The organism is Actinospica sp., assembly GCF_035552695.1.
GTDB lineage: Bacteria > Actinomycetota > Actinomycetes > Streptomycetales > Catenulisporaceae > Actinospica.
In genome coordinates this window covers 104,760-119,709 of sequence record NZ_DASZKT010000029.1, presented here as the reverse complement: position 1 = coordinate 119,709, position 14,950 = coordinate 104,760, and the positions used below count along the sequence as shown (strand labels likewise).

Genomic DNA, 14,950 nt, shown 5'->3' with positions numbered 1-14,950 from the left:
GCAAGATAGGCGGCGGCGCATTATAACTGACGGGTCGTCAGCTGACTTGGATCCCCCAACGGTGAGTCACCGTGTCACCCCGTTCCAGACGCTTCAGATCTGTGCCGGAGTTGAACGCGTCCGGGGGCGCGCTCATCGGCTCGATCGCCACGGCCGCGCGCCGTGCGCCTCCGGCCAGCGCGTCGCCTGTGAACACCTGGACCCACTCCAGGCCGCGTCCCAACCACAGAGTGACGGCGTTCCCACCCGGAGCGCTCAGTCTAATGCGACCGATACCGTCCAATTCCCGTTGCAGACCGCCGAACGCGGTGTCGAGAGCGGTTCCCCCGAGGGCGCGCGGCTTGCGGAAATCGTAAGGGCTCGAATCCACATCGAAACCGCCGCGCGGAATCATCCGCTCGTCGACCGCGAGATAGCGCTCGGCGGGCAGATGCAGTGTCCATTCATCGGCGCGTCCTTCCGCGGGTTGCACTCCCGGCGTGATATAGGGGTGCGCCCCGAAGCCGTACGGAGCAGGATGTACGCCAGTGTTTCTCGCACAGATGTCTACAGCGAGTCCATCGGTTCCTACGCGGTACTCGACGCTCAGTTCGAGGGTATGCGGGTAACCCGGATGGGGGAATAGCGACAGCTCGAGGCGCACGCTGTCCGCGGTGTGCCCGGCGCACCGCCACGGCACCCACCGGGTCAGTCCGTGGATCGCGTTGCCGGTGGCCGGTTCCGTGATGTCGAGCTGCCGCGGCTGCCCGTCGAAGGTGTACCTGCCCCCGGCGACCCGGTTCGCCCACGGCAGCAGGAGCTGACCCGCGCCGTGCGCGGCCGGCTCGCGCTCCTGATAGCCCGCGATCAGCGGCCTGACGTCGCCTTCCGCCTGATATTCGAGCACCCGCAGGCCCGCGCCCACCTCGGTGGCCACCGCGCGGTAGCCGCCGCCCCGGATCTCGAACTGACGGCCCGTCGGGGCCGGAGCCTGCTGCATGTTCACGTCGTTCACAAGTGGACACTTTAATCGCGACAGCCGCCCTAGCCGTGTGGCGTCAAGGGGGATAAGCACCACACGGTCGGACGGCTGCTGCTTCTCACGCTAGGGCCGGGTGCGCCGGCCCGGAAGGCGCGTTCCGCACGATTTGGGCAATTCTTTGCCGAATTGCGGGGAAAGACGGTAGCGCCGCGGCGGGCACGGCGGCCGACGGCCGCGACTTCCCCCTCGGCTAAGCTGTGCTGCCATGAGCGCTCCGCCGTCCGCCCCGCGCGATCGGGTGTGGACCATCCCGAACGCCCTCAGCGTGCTGCGACTGCTCGGCGTGCCGCTCTTCCTCTGGCTCATCCTGCGCCCGGCCTTCCACGGTCCGCGGCTGGACGGCTGGGCGATCCTGGTGCTGATCCTGGCCGGGCTGACCGACTACCTCGACGGCAAGATCGCCCGCGCCTACAACCAGACGAGCCGGATCGGCACGCTGCTCGACCCGGCGGCCGACCGCCTCTACATCCTGGCCACGCTCGTCGGCCTGGCCTGGCGGGACATCATCCCGATCTGGCTGGTGGTCATCCTGGTCGGCCGCGACCTTCTGATGGGCATCCCGCTCACCGTCCTCAGGCGGCACGGCTACGGCCCGCCGCCGGTCCACTTCATGGGCAAGGCCGCCACCTTCAACCTGCTCTACGCCTTCCCGCTGCTGCTGCTCGGCGACGGCCACGACCCGCTCAACGACCTCGCAGGCGCGATCGGCTGGGCCTTCGCCATCTGGGGCACGGCGCTCTACTGGCTGGCCGCCGGACTGTACGTGCTCCAGGTCAGGCAGGTGCTGCGGGCCCCCGCGAACGGCTGAGTTCCACGTGAGTTCATCGCGGCGTTTCGGTTAGGTTCGGGCTCAGCGGGCACGGGGTAAGGCGCGCGGCGTCTACCCGAGGCGGGGGCGGCCGCGCCCCGAGTCCATGGATGTCCCGAGTCCCCGCCTGACCCTGGGAGCGATACCCGTGAAAGCCGTCGTGATGGCCGGAGGCGAAGGCACTCGCCTGCGTCCGATGACCTCGTCGATGCCCAAACCGCTGCTGCCGGTTGCCAACCGCCCGATCATGGAGCACGTGCTGCGGTTGCTCCGAAAACACGGCCTGACGGAGGTCGTGGTCACCGTCCAGTTCCTCGCCTCGCTGGTGCGCAACTACTTCGGCGACGGCGAGGAACTGGGCATGGAGCTGTACTACGCCAACGAGGAGGTGCCCCTGGGCACCGCGGGCTCGGTGAAGAACGCCGAGGACCGGCTGGCCGACGACAGCTTCCTGGTGATCTCCGGCGACGCGCTGACCGACTTCGACCTCGGCGCCCTGATCGCGTTCCACAAGGAGAAGGGCGCGCTCGTCACGGTGTGCCTGACCCGGGTTCCCGACCCCGTCGAGTTTGGAATCACCATCATCGACGACGAGGGCCACGTCGAGCGCTTCCTGGAGAAGCCGACCTGGGGCCAGGTCTTCTCGGACACCGTCAACACCGGCATCTACGTGATGGAGCCGGAGGTCTTCGACTACGTCCCGTCCAACACGTCGGTGGACTGGTCCAGCGAGGTCTTCCCGCGGCTGCTCGCCGAGGGCAAGCCGGTGTACGGCTACGTGGCGGAGGGCTACTGGGAGGACGTCGGTACGCACGAGTCCTATGTGAAGGCCCAGGCGGACGTGCTCACCGGCAGGGTGGACACCGAGATCGACGGCTTCGAGACCGCGCCCGGCGTGTTCGTGGCCGAGGGCGCCGAGATCGACCCGGCGGCCATTCTCAAGGGCCCGTGCTACATCGGCCCGTACTCGAAGATCGAGGCGGGCGTCGAACTGCGCGAGCACACCGTCATCGGCTCCAACGCGGTCGTCAAGTCCGGCGCCTTCCTGCACCGCGCGGTCATCCACGGCAACGTCTATATCGGCCCGCAGGCGAACCTGCGCGGCTGCGTGATCGGCAAGAACACCGACGTGATGCGGGCCGTCCGGATCGAGGACGGCGTCGTGGTCGGCGACGAGTGCCTGATCGAGGAGGAGTCCGTCCTCACCGGCGGTGTGCGCGTCTACCCCTTCAAGACCGTCGAAGCCGGCGCGGTGGTGCACAGCGACGTGATCTGGGAGCAGCGCAGCTCCCGGTCGCTGTTCGGCCCGCGCGGCATCAGCGGCGTGATGAACGTCGAGATCACTCCCGAGCTCGCGGTCCGGCTCGCGGGGGCTTATGCGACGACTCTGAAGAAGGGCGACACCGTCATCTGCGCCCGTGACGGCTCCCGCGCGGCGCGTGCGCTGAAACGCGCGATCATCGCGGCGCTCAGCTCAAGCGCGCTCAACGTACGCGACCTGGAAAGCGTGCCGACGCCGGTCGCGCGGCTGCAGACGGCGCACGGCGCGGCCGGGGGCGTCGTGATCCGCACGACTCCCGGCGTGCCCGACTCGGTGGACATCGCGTTCCTCGACTCGACCGGAGCCGACCTCTCGCCGGGCGCGCAGCGCAAGCTGGACCGGGTCTATTCGCGCGGCGAGTACCGGCGCGCCTTCCCCGGCGAGATCGGCGACCTGAACACGCCCTCGCGCATCTTCGAGAGCTACACGCAGGAACTGCTGTCCCGGGTCGACATCTCGGGAGTGCCGGAGGCCGACCTCAAGATCGTGGTGGACGTCGGCGGCGGCGCGGCCGGCCTGGTGCTGCCCTCGCTGCTCGGCCGGATCGGCGTCGAGGCGTACACCGTCAACCTCGGCATCGACGAGGCGCACCCGACCGAGTCGCCCGGCGAACGGCACACGGCGCTGCGCCGGCTCGGCGCGCTGGTGGCCTCCTCCGAGGCGGCCTTCGGCGTGCGCTTCGACCCGGTCGGCGAGCGGATCTGGCTGGTGGACGACACCGGCGCCCGGGTCGACGAGGACCGCGCGCTGCTGATGCTCCTCGACCTGGTCGCCGCGGAACGGCGCGGCGGGAAGATCGCGCTGCCGGTGACCACCACGCGGGTGGCCGAGCGCGTCGCCGGCTTCCACGGCGTCGCCATCAGCTGGGTCTCCACCGCCCCCGACCAGCTCACCCTGGCCTGCTCGGCGCGCGAGACGATCTTCGGCGGGGACGGCCGCGGCGGCTTCGTGGTGCCCGAGTTCCACAGCGCGCTGGACGGCATCGCCACCTTCACCCGGCTGCTCGGCCTGGTCTCCCGCACCCATATGACGCTCTCCCAGATCGACGCGCGCATACCGCACGCGCACGTGCGCCGGATGGACGTGCCCACGCCGTGGGCCGCCAAGGGCATGGTGATGCGCACGGTCGTCGAGGCCGCGGAGGGCCGCGAGGTCGACACGACGGACGGGGTGCGGATCGTCGAGCCGGACGGCCGCTGGACCCTCGTGCTGCCAGACCCGGCCGAGGCCGTCACCCATCTGTGGGCCGAGGCGCCGGAGCCGGAGCAGGCCGACCAACTGCTCGGCAAGTGGGCCGAAGTGGTCGAACGCCCGGCGGGCTGAGCGCGCGGCGGCGGCGTACGGCGAGTGGCGTGTGGAGCGGTGCGGCGGGGGTCCGATAGGGTCCCCGTAGCCCACCGTTCCACACGCCACAAGCATTCGCGGCACGGCTGGTGCGTTCCGCAGCGGTTATCGACGAAGAGAGCGATGGAAGAGCCGTGACTACGACTCCTGAGGACCTCAAGTACACGGCCGAGCACGAGTGGGTGCGCGGCACCGGGCCGGTCGTGCGCGTCGGCATCACCGACTTCGCGCAGGATTCGCTCGGCGACATCGTCTTCGTCACGCTGCCGGAGGTGGGCGCGAAGATCGAGTCGGGCAGCCCGTGCGGCGAACTCGAGTCCACCAAGTCGGTCAGCGACCTCTACGCGCCGATCAGCGGCACGGTCACCGAGGTCAACGGCGCGCTCGACGCCAACCCCGAGCTGGTGAACTCGGACCCGTACGGCGAGGGCTGGATCTTCGAGGTCGAGCTGGCCGAGGGGGAGTCGGTGGCCGGCCTGCTCGACGCCGCGGCGTACACGGCGAGCACCGCGGGCTGACCGGGGACGCGGCGGTCGGCGGTCGGCGCGGTGAGGCGTTCGTCACGCGGGTGCCGGGAACCTTCCGGCGCACCCGCGCCGCACCGGCCCGTGCGTGCCCGGCCCGGCATCGTCGTGTCGGTTGACCGGGCCCGGCGCGTGCCTCTAGGTTTCGATGCGTTGTCAGCAGAGAACCGAGTATTCAGACGCAAGACATCAACAGTCCAAGGCGGATCCGGGCCGTGCGGGCCGGGAAGCGTCCCGATCGCGACAGGAGGTCGATTCGATGCCACCGTCGGAAGGCGCGGCTGACGCCTCGCTGTGCACGCGCTGCGGGCACTCCAACCTGCCGGGCAGCCGGTTCTGCTCGAACTGCGGCAACCCGCTGCTCGGCGGTCTGCCGGCGACCGAGGTCACCTCGACGATGGCCTTCGGCGCGCTGGGCCTGACCGAGCCGACCGACGAGACCGGCGAGGTGCCCGCGTACCAGGAGGAGCCCGGGGTCGCCGCGCTGGTGGTGCGCCGCGGCCCCAACGCCGGCAGCCGCTTCCCGCTGGACCAGGAGGTCACCACGGCGGGCCGCTCGCCGGACAGCGAGATCTTCCTGGACGACGTCACGGTGTCCCGGCGGCACGCCGAGGTGACCCGGACGGCGCAGGGCTTCCTGGTGCGCGACGTCGGCTCGCTCAACGGCACCTACGTCAACCGCGAGCGGATCGAGGAAGTGCTGCTCGCGGACGGCGACGAGGTGCAGGTCGGAAAGTACCGGCTCGTCTTCCACGCCGGTCGCGGCTAGCCGTGGCCCCGGCGGGCGGCACGCGCGGCCGCACCTCGATGACCATCGGGGAGGCGGTGGCCAGGCTGTCCGCCGAGTTCCCCGGGATCCGCCCGGAGACCCTGCGGGCGCTGGAGCAGCACGGCCTGGTCGTTCCCGAGCGCACGGAGTCGGGCTTCCGCCGGTACACCGAGCGGGACCTGGACGCGGTGCGCAACGCGCTGGCCGGGCCGCCGCCGCAGCGCGCCCCCGAACCGCCGCGGACGACGAATCCTGATACGAGGAATCCTGATACGCGGCTGCCCGCCGCGGCGAGCGCCCGCGCCGAGGCCCCGGCGCGCACATCCGCGCCCGCGGCGGTTCCCGCTCCCGCCGCGTCGGCCGCGTCACCGGTGGCACAGCCGCTCGACGAGGAGCCCGCGTCCGTAGGCCTGCCGAACCCCGCACGGCGCCGGGCCGCCCGCTGGCCCGAACCCGAGTACTTCACCCCCGAGCTCGGCGAGGTCGCGCTCGGCCGCGAGGGCCTGGCGCGCGCGGCCGGGCTCGCCGAGGAGTGGCTGGACGAGCTCGCCGCGCACGGCCTGATCAGCGGCCGCGATCCGGCCTCCGGCGCCGACCTGCTCGTCGCCCGGGCCGCGGCCGAGCTGCTCGGCTACGGAATCGAGCCGCGGCACCTGCGTCCGGTGGCGGTGGCCGCCGACCGAACGGCCGCGCTGGTCAAGGCCGCGAAGGCCGGCTCCTCCCGCTCGGTGACCGCTCAGACCGCGGCCGCGATCGTCCGCCTGGAGGCAGCCCTGCTTCGCGCCGCGCTGCTGGACGACTAGGCTAGTGACCGTGAACGAGCTCGATGTCGTTGGAGTGCGCGTCGAACTGCCCTCGAATCTCCCGATCGTGTTGTTGCGGGAGAGTTCCGGGGAGCGGTACCTGCCGATCTGGGTGGGGCAGTCGGAGGCGCAGGCGATCGCCGCCGCCCTGGAAGGGGCGCAGCCACCGCGTCCGCTCACCCACGACCTGTTCCGGGACACGCTCAAGGCGCTGGGCCGCCGGCTGACCGCGGTGCACATCACCTCGCTGCGCGGCGGCACCTTCTTCGCGGAGCTGCTGTTCGACGGCGGGGTGACGGTCTCCTCGCGGTCCTCGGACGGCATCGCGCTGGCGCTGCGCTGCGGAGCGAAGATCTTCGCGGCCGAGCCGGTGCTCGCCGAGGCGGGGATCCTGCTGCCGGACGACCAGGAGGACGAGGTCGAGCGGTTCCGCGAGTTCTTGGACCAGGTCTCGCCGGAGGACTTCGAGTCCTGAGGCGGCACGTGCGCGGGACGCGTTCGCCGGGCGGTGCGGGCTTGGCGGATTTCCGCGCGCGGCGGTCGTTGACGGGGCGTACGCCGCATGCGTAGCGTCGTTGCATTCGCGTGGTCCCGTCACCGGTTCGGCCGGTCGGCCGCGCCGGTGGGGATTGGACACGCCGTCGACGGGACAGGATCAAGCTGAGGTGGGTTCGGCACGTGCATCGTGAGCGGGCCCTCGACGGCCCGACGGGTGGGATCGGCGGACGTCACGCGGCCCGGGGTTCCCGGGCGCGCGGCCGCTGAAGCCGGTGGAGAGGTGGTGGGTGTGGGCACGCGGAGCGACGAGACCGCCGGGCGCGAGCCTGCCCCCGCGGCGCGCGCGCCGTTCGGCTACCGCGGCACGGTGGCCTGCGCGGCGGCCGGTATCACGTACCGTCAGCTGGACTACTGGGCGCGCACCGGCCTCGCCGGCCCCACGCTGCGGGCGGGCAGCGGACCCGGCCTCTACAGCTTCCGCGACGTCGTCATCCTGAAGATCGTCAAGCGGCTGCTCGACGCGGGCGTCTCCCTGCACAACATCCGTGCCGCCGCGGGCCACCTGGGAACCCGCGCCGCCGCCGAACTGTCGGGCATCACCCTGATGAGCGACGGCGCCGCCATCTTCGAATGCTCATCCCCCAACGAGGTCATGGAGCTGCTCGAGGGCGGCCAGGGCGTCTTCGGCATCTCCGTCGGCGCCGTCTGCACCGAGATCGAGGAAGTGCTCCGCCAACTCCCCGGCGAGGAGCCGACCTCCGACGAGGTCGAGGTCCCGCGCGCCGTCCTTCCCCCCGGCGTGGTCGACGAACTCGCCGAGCGCCGCCGATTTCGCGCGGGCTGAGCGGGACCGCGAGCGCCGCTGAGGGTGCGTGTCAGAAAGCTGAAGCGGTGCCTACCGCTCCAGTGCGGAGACGAGGTGGGCCAGGGCGCGGACGGTGCTGCGGACCTCGAGCAGGTACTTGGTCGCGGAGTAGTGGGACAGCGGGAGCCTGGGGCGGTTGGTGGGCTTGCCGCCGACGGTGTCGACCTCTACGCCGTACGGAAGTGCGAGGATTCGAAGTGCGGCCACGTGCTGGGGGAGCACGTAGATCGCGGTGCTGATCAGCAGGAGGCGCTCGCCGGGCTTGAGGTTGGCGACGTGTTCGGCGAAGAATTTGTACGAATCCGCCGTATTCGCCCTTCTGGTCGCCGGTTCCGCGGAGGGGGCGGCGACGACGCGGACCGGGAGGCCGTCGGCGGTGCGGTAGTGCTTGACGCCCCAGGTGCCGCCTATGTCCTCGAAGCGTTCGCCCTCCTCGAATTCCGGGTCGCCGAGGTCGAAGGCGCGGCGGGTTCCGGCGTCGAGGGCCTCGTATTCCTCGGTGAGGTCGCCCCAGCCGAGTTCCGCGGCCTGCTCGAATTCGTTGCCGACGAACGGGCGGTGGGCGCCGAGCGTGGTGACCTCGCCCGCGGTTATCTCGCGTTCGCGGATGACGTGCGCGGCGTACGAGGGGCGGGCGACGCAGGCGCGGACGAGGCCGCCGAGCATCAGCATGTGGTCGTAGTGCCGGTGACGCGGCGGGTCTCCGCGCAGGCCGAGGGCGTTCGCGGCGTCAATGACGCGGCTCTGCCGGGTCTCGCTCAGGCCCAGTTCGGTCGCGAGGTTCCGTTCGAGGCCGCGGCGGGTGTCCCAGAGTTCGGTGAACGTGTCGAGGGCGGCGAGGCGGGCCGCGAGGGGGAGCTCGGGGCGGGTGAACGCGGCCGGGTCGCCGCCGAACTCCGTCACGAGGACGCGCAGGGGCTCGGACCCCAGCCAGGCCTCGACGTCCGCGACGAGGTCGCCGCCGGCTCCGATCAGCGGCTGCCGCTGGAACCTCGTCCCGGTGTCCACCACTGTCACTTCGTCCTCTCCGGTCCGGGCCGGGCCGTCCAACCCGCGCCGATCGCTGGCGGCAGCCTATCCACTTCTCGTAAGCTGCTGGTGTTTACGTGAACATGACCTGGATGAGGAGCACCATGCCGATCGAGACCGGCGGGTCGGGCCGCTACTGGCTGCTTTCCGGAGCCCGCTCCAGCTACGCGATCGGCCTGACCTCGGACGACGGGCTGGTCAACCTGCACTGGGGTCCGCGGATCTCACTCGCCGACGCCGCCGAGCTGGCCGGCGCGCCGGAGCCGCACGCGCACGCGTTCGAGGGGGCCGCCGACGGTTTCGAGGAGTACCCGGTCGAGGGCGGCCTGCGCTTCGCCCGCCCCGCGCTCTCGGTCCGCGGCCGTACCGCGGACGCGGTCGTGCGCGGCACCGAGTGGACGTTCGCGGGCTGCGACGAGGAATTGTCCGGGTCTGTGTCCGGGTCCGACGCCGAGCTGCACCTGCGCTTCGTGGACGCGCTGCTCTCGCTGGAGATCACGCTGCACTACCGGCTGCGTGCCGAATTCGACCTGCTGGAACGCTGGGCCACCATCGCCTGCGCCGCCGATGCCGCGGAACCGGTCGAGCTGCTCCGTGCCGACGCCGCGGCCTGGACGCTTCCGTTGCGCGATCAGTGGCGGCTCTCCGAGTTGCACGGACGCTTCGTCGGTGAGTCGCAGCTCGAGCGTGGCACGCTGATGCACGGGGAGCACGTCTACGGCTCCCGGCACGGCCACACGTCGCACAACCACCTGCCCTGGTTCGCGCTCGACGACGGTTCGGCGACCGAGGAGCGGGGCCAGGTCTGGACGGGCGCGCTCGCCTGGTCCGGCAACTGGCGCTTCACGGTGCAGTTGCTGCCGATGGGGCGCGTGCAGGTGACCGGAGGCGCGGGCGGGGACGAGTCGGGCCTGATCGAGCTGGCGCCCGGCGCGTCGTACGAGAGCCCCGTCTTCGCGGCGCTCTACACCGGGGACGGCTTCGGCGGGGCCAGCCGCGCCTGGCACGCGTACCAGCTCGCCTGCGTGATACCGAAGGCGGAGCAGCTGCGCCCGGTGCTCTACAACTCCTGGGAGGCCACGCACTTCGACGTCTCGGAGTCGAGCCAGCGCAAGCTCGCCGACCGGGCCGCGGACCTCGGCGTCGAACTGTTCGTGCTCGACGACGGCTGGTTCGGCGCACGCCGCGACGACCGCGCCGGGCTCGGCGACTGGACCCCGTCGCCCGAGCAGTTCCCGGGCGGCCTGCGCCCGCTGGCCGAGCACGTGAACGGCCTCGGCATGCAGTTCGGCATCTGGGTCGAGCCGGAGATGGTCAACCCGGACAGCGACCTCTACCGCGCGCATCCCGAGTGGGCGCAGCACTATCCGGGCCGCAGGCGCACGCAGTGGCGCAATCAGCTCGTGCTCAACCTCGGCCTGCCCGAGGTGCGCGAGTACCTCTTCGGCCAGCTCGACACGCTGCTCGGCTCGGCCCCGATCGACTATGTGAAGTGGGACTTCAACCGCAGCTTCGCCGAGCCCGGCTGGCCCGGCGAACCGTACCCGGAGCGGCTCGGGCTCGAGCACGTGTACGGGTTCTACGGACTGCTCGACCGGCTGCGGGCCGCGCACCCGACGGTCGCGTTCGAGTCCTGCTCGGCGGGTGGCGGGCGGATCGACCTCGGCGTGCTCGCGCGCACCGACATGGTGTGGGTCTCCGACAACACCGATCCGCTGGACCGGCTGCGCATCCAGCACGGACTGAGTCAGCTGCACCCGGCGCGCGTCGCCTCGGCCTGGGTCACCGACAGCCCGAACGTCGTGACCGGCCGCGTGACGCCGCTCAAATTCCGTTTCGTGAGCTCGATGGCCGGGCTGCTCGGCCTCGGCGGCAACCTGGTCGAGTGGAGCGACGCGGAGCTCGACGAGGCGCGCGGGTGGGTGGCCCGGTACAAGAAGCTGCGGCACGTGGTGCAGCACGGCGAGCTCTACCGGCTGCGCCCGCCGGGCGAGGGCCTCACGGCGGTGCAGTTCGTGCGCGGCGACGAGACCGTCGTGCTCGCCTGGCTCGGCGCGCAGGCCTTCGCGGCGGCGCCGGGCCCGCTGCGGCTCGCGGCGCTCGATCCGGCGGCCCGTTACCGGGATTTGGAAACAGGGTTCGAATACTCCGGCGCACTGCTGCGGCAGCACGGCCTGGCCACGGGCCTGTCCGGGGACTACGCGGCCGGGATTTTCCATCTCCGGCGGGTTTCTGAGTAAAGCGCGGACCATCGTCCGGTATGGATTCGCGGCGGAATCTGGTGTTCCGCCGGAATTCATTGACCATGCTCCGACCGGCTGATATGAAAGATCTGTGAAGCGGATCGCGCTGACGAAGCGGGGCCACATCGACTACGGGCGGGTGTGGTCCGCCTCGTGTTGCCCTGGACGGTTAGAATCGCCGTAGGGCTAGTGCCACGGCCGGTTCCTTCCCCCACGACCGCCGCCGCCCCCCGTCCTGCAGAGTGGATCCGCCATGCCCGTCGAGTTTCTCGGCTACGCCGCCACGAATGACGGCTCGGAGACCCATCCGCGCACCGGGCCCAGCTTCGACCCCGACTACACGATCAGGCTGGCCCGCGCGCACGAGGACTGGGGCTGGGACCGGGTGCTGTTCGCCTACGGTTCCGGCAGCCCCGACCCCGCGGCCGCCACGGCCTACGTGGCCTCGCACACCCAGAAGCTGCAACTGCTGCTCGCGCACCGCCCGAACGTCTCGTACCCCACGTACGCCGCGAAGACCTTCGCCACGCTCGACCGGATCAGCGGCGGCCGGCTCATGGTGCACTTCATCACCGGCGGGGACGACACGGAGCAGGCGCGCGAGGGCGACTTCCTGAGCATGGCCGAGCGCTACGCCCGCACCGGCGAGTACATCGACATCGTCAAGCGCGCGTGGACCGAGCGCGAGCCGTTCAGCCACCACGGCTGGTACTTCGACTTCGACTCCTTCGTCAGCGACGTGTTCCCCGCCGCGGACCACTGCCCGCTGGTCTCGCTCGGCGGCTGCGTCCCCGAGGCGTACACGGTGGGCGCGGCCCAGGCGGACGTCTACTGCCTGTGGGGCGAGCCGCTGGAGCGCACCTTCGAGCAGATCGAGGCGATCCGCGCCGCGTCCGACGAGGCGCGCCGCGAGATCCCGCCGCGCATCCAGGTGTCCTTCCGCCCGATCATCGCCCCGACCGAGGAAGCGGCCTGGGACAAGGCGTACCGCATCGTCTCCGACATCAAGGGCAACCGGCGCCGCCGGCTCTCCCTGGTGCCCGCGCAGAGCACCGGAAGCAGGAGGCTGAGCGCGCTGGCCGGCCACAGCGAGCGCTTCGACCGCGCCCTGTGGACCCCCGCCGCCCTCGCCACCGAGGGCGCCGACGCGTCCAACGCCCTCGTCGGCACGCCCGAGACCGTCGCGCAGGCGCTGCTTGACTACTACGACCTCGGCGCGGAGATCTTCTCGGCCCGCGGCTACGACCTGCTCGAGGACGCGATCGACTTCGGCCGGCACGTCATCCCGATCGTCCGCGAGGAGGTCGCCAAACGCGACGCGGCGCGGGCCGCCGGCGGCACCCGCGGCGTCGCCGACCCGGGAGACCGGCGCAGCTGCGCGGCGTAGCCGACGGTCGCCGACGCGCTCAGTCGCCGCCCACTCCCGGCAGCGTGTCCAGCAGGGCATTGAGTTGGTCGAGGGAGTTCTGGGTCTGGCCGACCTCGGGGTCGGTGCGGTGCCGCTCGATCTCGGCGCGGAAGGAACTGACCTCGGCCTGGAGTTCGTGCACGAGGGCCTGGGTGCGCTGTTCGGCACGGGCGCGCTCGCGAGCCTTGGCGCGGAGGGCTTCGAGGCCGGAGTGGCCGGGGGTCTGGGCGGCGAGGACGGACAGCTCGCGGTCGATGCGCCTGCGCTGGGCGGTGATCTCGGCGAGGCGGCGGCGGGCGTGGCCGAGCAGGCGCAGCTGGCTGTCGTACGCGTGATCGAGTTCGGTGCGCAGGTGCTCGTCGGCGGCGGACTCGAGCGACGCGGAACGCTCGGTGCGGGAGCGTTCCAGGCAGAATTCGTTGCCCTCCGGATCCGCGAGCACGACCCAGCCGGTGCCGTCCGGCTCGCGGCGGTCCTCGACGAGTCCCGCGCCGAGCTCCAGCATCCGCACTAGCGCCTGATCCCTGGTCGGCTGCGCGCCGTCGGCCGCGTCCGGCCACACGTCGAAGTGCACCCGGTTCTTGACCGCCTTCGGCTCGGGCACCCGGATGAACAGCAGGCCCGCCGTCCCCCGCGGGTCCAGGATGAGCGCCGCCGCCGCCCCGGGCCGGTTCGGGTCCCGCGGATCCTCGCGGTAGCCGAGCAGTTCGGCCCAGAAGCGGGCGAGAAGGTACGGATCGGCGCAGTCGAATGTGATGTGCCTGATGCGAAGGCTCATCTCATCAGGGTGCCACGGCCCTGAGACTCGGTCCAGGATACGGACGCTGGCCGGCGGCCGGCCGCGCCTGACGGTGCGTCAAACGGCACGGGCAACGCCGAGCAGGTGCGAGCTCGCGGCGAGCAAGGCCGGGTCGTCCTCCACCAGGCGCGCGGCGCGCACGGCCGACTCGAACAACTCCGGCCGGTCCTCGACGAGACCGCTCGCCAGCAGCGGCACCAGCGGGCCCTCGATCCCGTAGACCGCCGGATCGCCGAGCCCCGCCGCGCCGAAATCCGCGCGGATCTCCGCCACCGTGTGGAAGTACGCGACGGTGAAGCCGGTGGCCGGATCGTTGTCTCCCGTGTGCCTCAGCCGACGAAGGTGCTCGACCATCTCGTCGTCGTTGATGCGCGCCTTCGCGGCCAGGTCGATGATCGGCGCGTGCCGCGAGATGAAGGCGGCCGCGATCACGCCGCCCCCTCGGGTCACGCGGCGGGACTCGGCGAGCGCGCGGGCGCGGTCGGCCGGGTCGACGAGATGGTAGAGCGGGCCCAGCATCAGCACGGCGTCGACCGACGCGTCGAGCGCGGTCAGGGCTCTGGCGTCGCCGTCCTCGACCGCGAAGGTACCGTGCGCGCTCGCCTGCTCGCGGTGCCGCGCCACCGGGTCGACGAGCGTGACCCGGTAACCGAGCGAGACGAGCCAGGCCGCGTACACGCCGGGGCCGCCGCCGACATCCAGAACGCGCGCCGGAGCCGGTGGCAGGAACCGCAGCAGCAGTTCCTTGGTGCGTTCGAGCTCGAGGCGGCCGTAGGCGTTCACGCTCAGCCGGTCGACCTCGTTGTAATGGTCCGAATACCAGCCGTCGATGTGCGCGTCGAACTCGGGCAGGTCCTCGGGCAGGTCAGGGTCCACGGAAACGGAAGAGGTGTCCATGAACTGATTTTTCCGTCCCGGGGGAGCGGAGCGCCACGGATTTATTTCGCGTCGCGGCGCGGATGGATGGTCTCGTGCGCGTTCAGCATCGCGACGAACTTCTCGATGCGCTTGGCCCGCGTATCAGCGCGCTTAGCCGCATGCACGCGGTAGAGCACGGCGTACCGGTTGGCGCTGTCGAGGGTCGCGAAGAACTCCGCGGCACGCGGTTCGGCATCCAGCGCCGCCTGCAGGTCCTCCGGCACGGTGGCCCCGCTCTGGCTCGGATACGCGGCCTCCCAGCGGCCGTCCTCGCGCGCCCGCTCCACCTCGCGCAGCCCGCCCGGCCGCATCCGCCCGGCCTCGATCAGGGCCGTCGCACGGTCCCGGTTGATCCGCGACCACTTGCTGCGCGCCGTGCGCGGGGTGAAGCGCTGCAGCCAGAACGACTCGTCGTACGGACGTTTCTGACCGTCGATCCAGCCGAAGCACAGCGCCGATTCCAGCGCGGTCGCGTAGTCGATGCTCGGTGTCTCGCTGCCCTTCTTCGCGAGCTTGAGCCACAGGCCCGGCGAATCGGCCGGCTGGTTCTCGAGCCAGCTTTCCCATTCCCCCGCGGTGGCGAAGAGCAACATGGGACCC

The 14,950-nt window shown here is 71.4% G+C and carries 14 protein-coding genes; 9 read left to right on the top strand and 5 right to left on the bottom strand.

Going from position 1 to position 14,950, the window contains the following annotated elements:
* Nucleotides 1-37: 37 nt before the first annotated feature.
* Nucleotides 38-994 carry an aldose 1-epimerase family protein gene (locus VG296_RS05220; RefSeq protein WP_325563623.1) on the bottom strand — a complete coding sequence of 319 codons (957 nt, stop codon included), beginning with the start codon at nucleotides 992-994 and terminating at the stop codon, nucleotides 38-40.
* Between the two features lie 232 nt (nucleotides 995-1,226).
* Here VG296_RS05220 and VG296_RS05215 point away from each other — a divergent pair, with 232 nt between their 5' ends.
* The 7 genes from VG296_RS05215 (at nucleotide 1,227) to VG296_RS05185 (ending at nucleotide 7,932) form a co-directional block, all read left to right on the top strand.
* Nucleotides 1,227-1,829: a CDP-alcohol phosphatidyltransferase family protein gene (locus VG296_RS05215; RefSeq protein ID WP_325563621.1), complete on the top strand. Its 603-nt coding sequence runs from the start codon at nucleotides 1,227-1,229 to the stop codon at nucleotides 1,827-1,829.
* Between the two features lie 148 nt (nucleotides 1,830-1,977).
* Entirely contained in the window at nucleotides 1,978-4,473 is a 2,496-nt protein-coding gene (locus VG296_RS05210) for a mannose-1-phosphate guanyltransferase (RefSeq protein WP_349259462.1), read from the top strand.
* Nucleotides 4,474-4,628: 155 nt separating this feature from the next.
* Nucleotides 4,629-5,012, top strand: coding sequence for a glycine cleavage system protein GcvH (gcvH, locus tag VG296_RS05205; RefSeq protein WP_325563617.1), 384 nt, complete (start codon nucleotides 4,629-4,631; stop codon nucleotides 5,010-5,012).
* Between the two features lie 265 nt (nucleotides 5,013-5,277).
* Nucleotides 5,278-5,787 (top strand): FHA domain-containing protein, encoded by a 510-nt coding sequence (locus VG296_RS05200; protein WP_325563615.1) that lies wholly within the window; start codon nucleotides 5,278-5,280, stop codon nucleotides 5,785-5,787.
* Nucleotides 5,788-5,789: 2 nt separating this feature from the next.
* Nucleotides 5,790-6,590, top strand: coding sequence for a MerR family DNA-binding transcriptional regulator (locus VG296_RS05195; protein ID WP_325563614.1), 801 nt, complete (start codon nucleotides 5,790-5,792; stop codon nucleotides 6,588-6,590).
* Nucleotides 6,591-6,600: 10 nt separating this feature from the next.
* Entirely contained in the window at nucleotides 6,601-7,065 is a 465-nt protein-coding gene (locus VG296_RS05190) for a bifunctional nuclease family protein (protein WP_325563612.1), read from the top strand.
* 303 nt (nucleotides 7,066-7,368) lie between these two features.
* A complete protein-coding gene (locus VG296_RS05185; protein WP_414641052.1) occupies nucleotides 7,369-7,932 on the top strand; it encodes a MerR family transcriptional regulator in 564 nt (187 codons plus the stop codon).
* A 51-nt stretch (nucleotides 7,933-7,983) separates the two neighbouring features.
* Here VG296_RS05185 and VG296_RS05180 read toward each other — a convergent pair whose 3' ends face one another.
* Nucleotides 7,984-8,970 carry a hypothetical protein gene (locus VG296_RS05180; RefSeq protein ID WP_325563608.1) on the bottom strand — a complete coding sequence of 329 codons (987 nt, stop codon included), beginning with the start codon at nucleotides 8,968-8,970 and terminating at the stop codon, nucleotides 7,984-7,986.
* 116 nt (nucleotides 8,971-9,086) lie between these two features.
* Between VG296_RS05180 and VG296_RS05175 the strand changes: the two genes are divergently transcribed.
* Both VG296_RS05175 and VG296_RS05170 read left to right on the top strand, forming a co-directional pair.
* Nucleotides 9,087-11,222 (top strand): alpha-galactosidase, encoded by a 2,136-nt coding sequence (locus VG296_RS05175; protein WP_325563606.1) that lies wholly within the window; start codon nucleotides 9,087-9,089, stop codon nucleotides 11,220-11,222.
* A 256-nt stretch (nucleotides 11,223-11,478) separates the two neighbouring features.
* Complete coding sequence (locus tag VG296_RS05170) at nucleotides 11,479-12,612, top strand: LLM class flavin-dependent oxidoreductase (protein ID WP_325563604.1); 1,134 nt, start codon at nucleotides 11,479-11,481, stop codon at nucleotides 12,610-12,612.
* Between the two features lie 19 nt (nucleotides 12,613-12,631).
* Here the strand turns inward: VG296_RS05170 and VG296_RS05165 are convergent, their stop codons facing one another.
* The 3 genes from VG296_RS05165 to VG296_RS05155 form a co-directional block, all read right to left on the bottom strand.
* Complete coding sequence (locus VG296_RS05165; RefSeq protein WP_325563602.1) at nucleotides 12,632-13,411, bottom strand: VOC family protein; 780 nt, start codon at nucleotides 13,409-13,411, stop codon at nucleotides 12,632-12,634.
* 78 nt (nucleotides 13,412-13,489) lie between these two features.
* Nucleotides 13,490-14,329: a class I SAM-dependent methyltransferase gene (locus tag VG296_RS05160; protein ID WP_325563600.1), complete on the bottom strand. Its 840-nt coding sequence runs from the start codon at nucleotides 14,327-14,329 to the stop codon at nucleotides 13,490-13,492.
* Between the two features lie 41 nt (nucleotides 14,330-14,370).
* Nucleotides 14,371-14,943 carry a YdeI/OmpD-associated family protein gene (locus VG296_RS05155; protein ID WP_325563598.1) on the bottom strand — a complete coding sequence of 191 codons (573 nt, stop codon included), beginning with the start codon at nucleotides 14,941-14,943 and terminating at the stop codon, nucleotides 14,371-14,373.
* Nucleotides 14,944-14,950 lie beyond the last annotated feature (7 nt).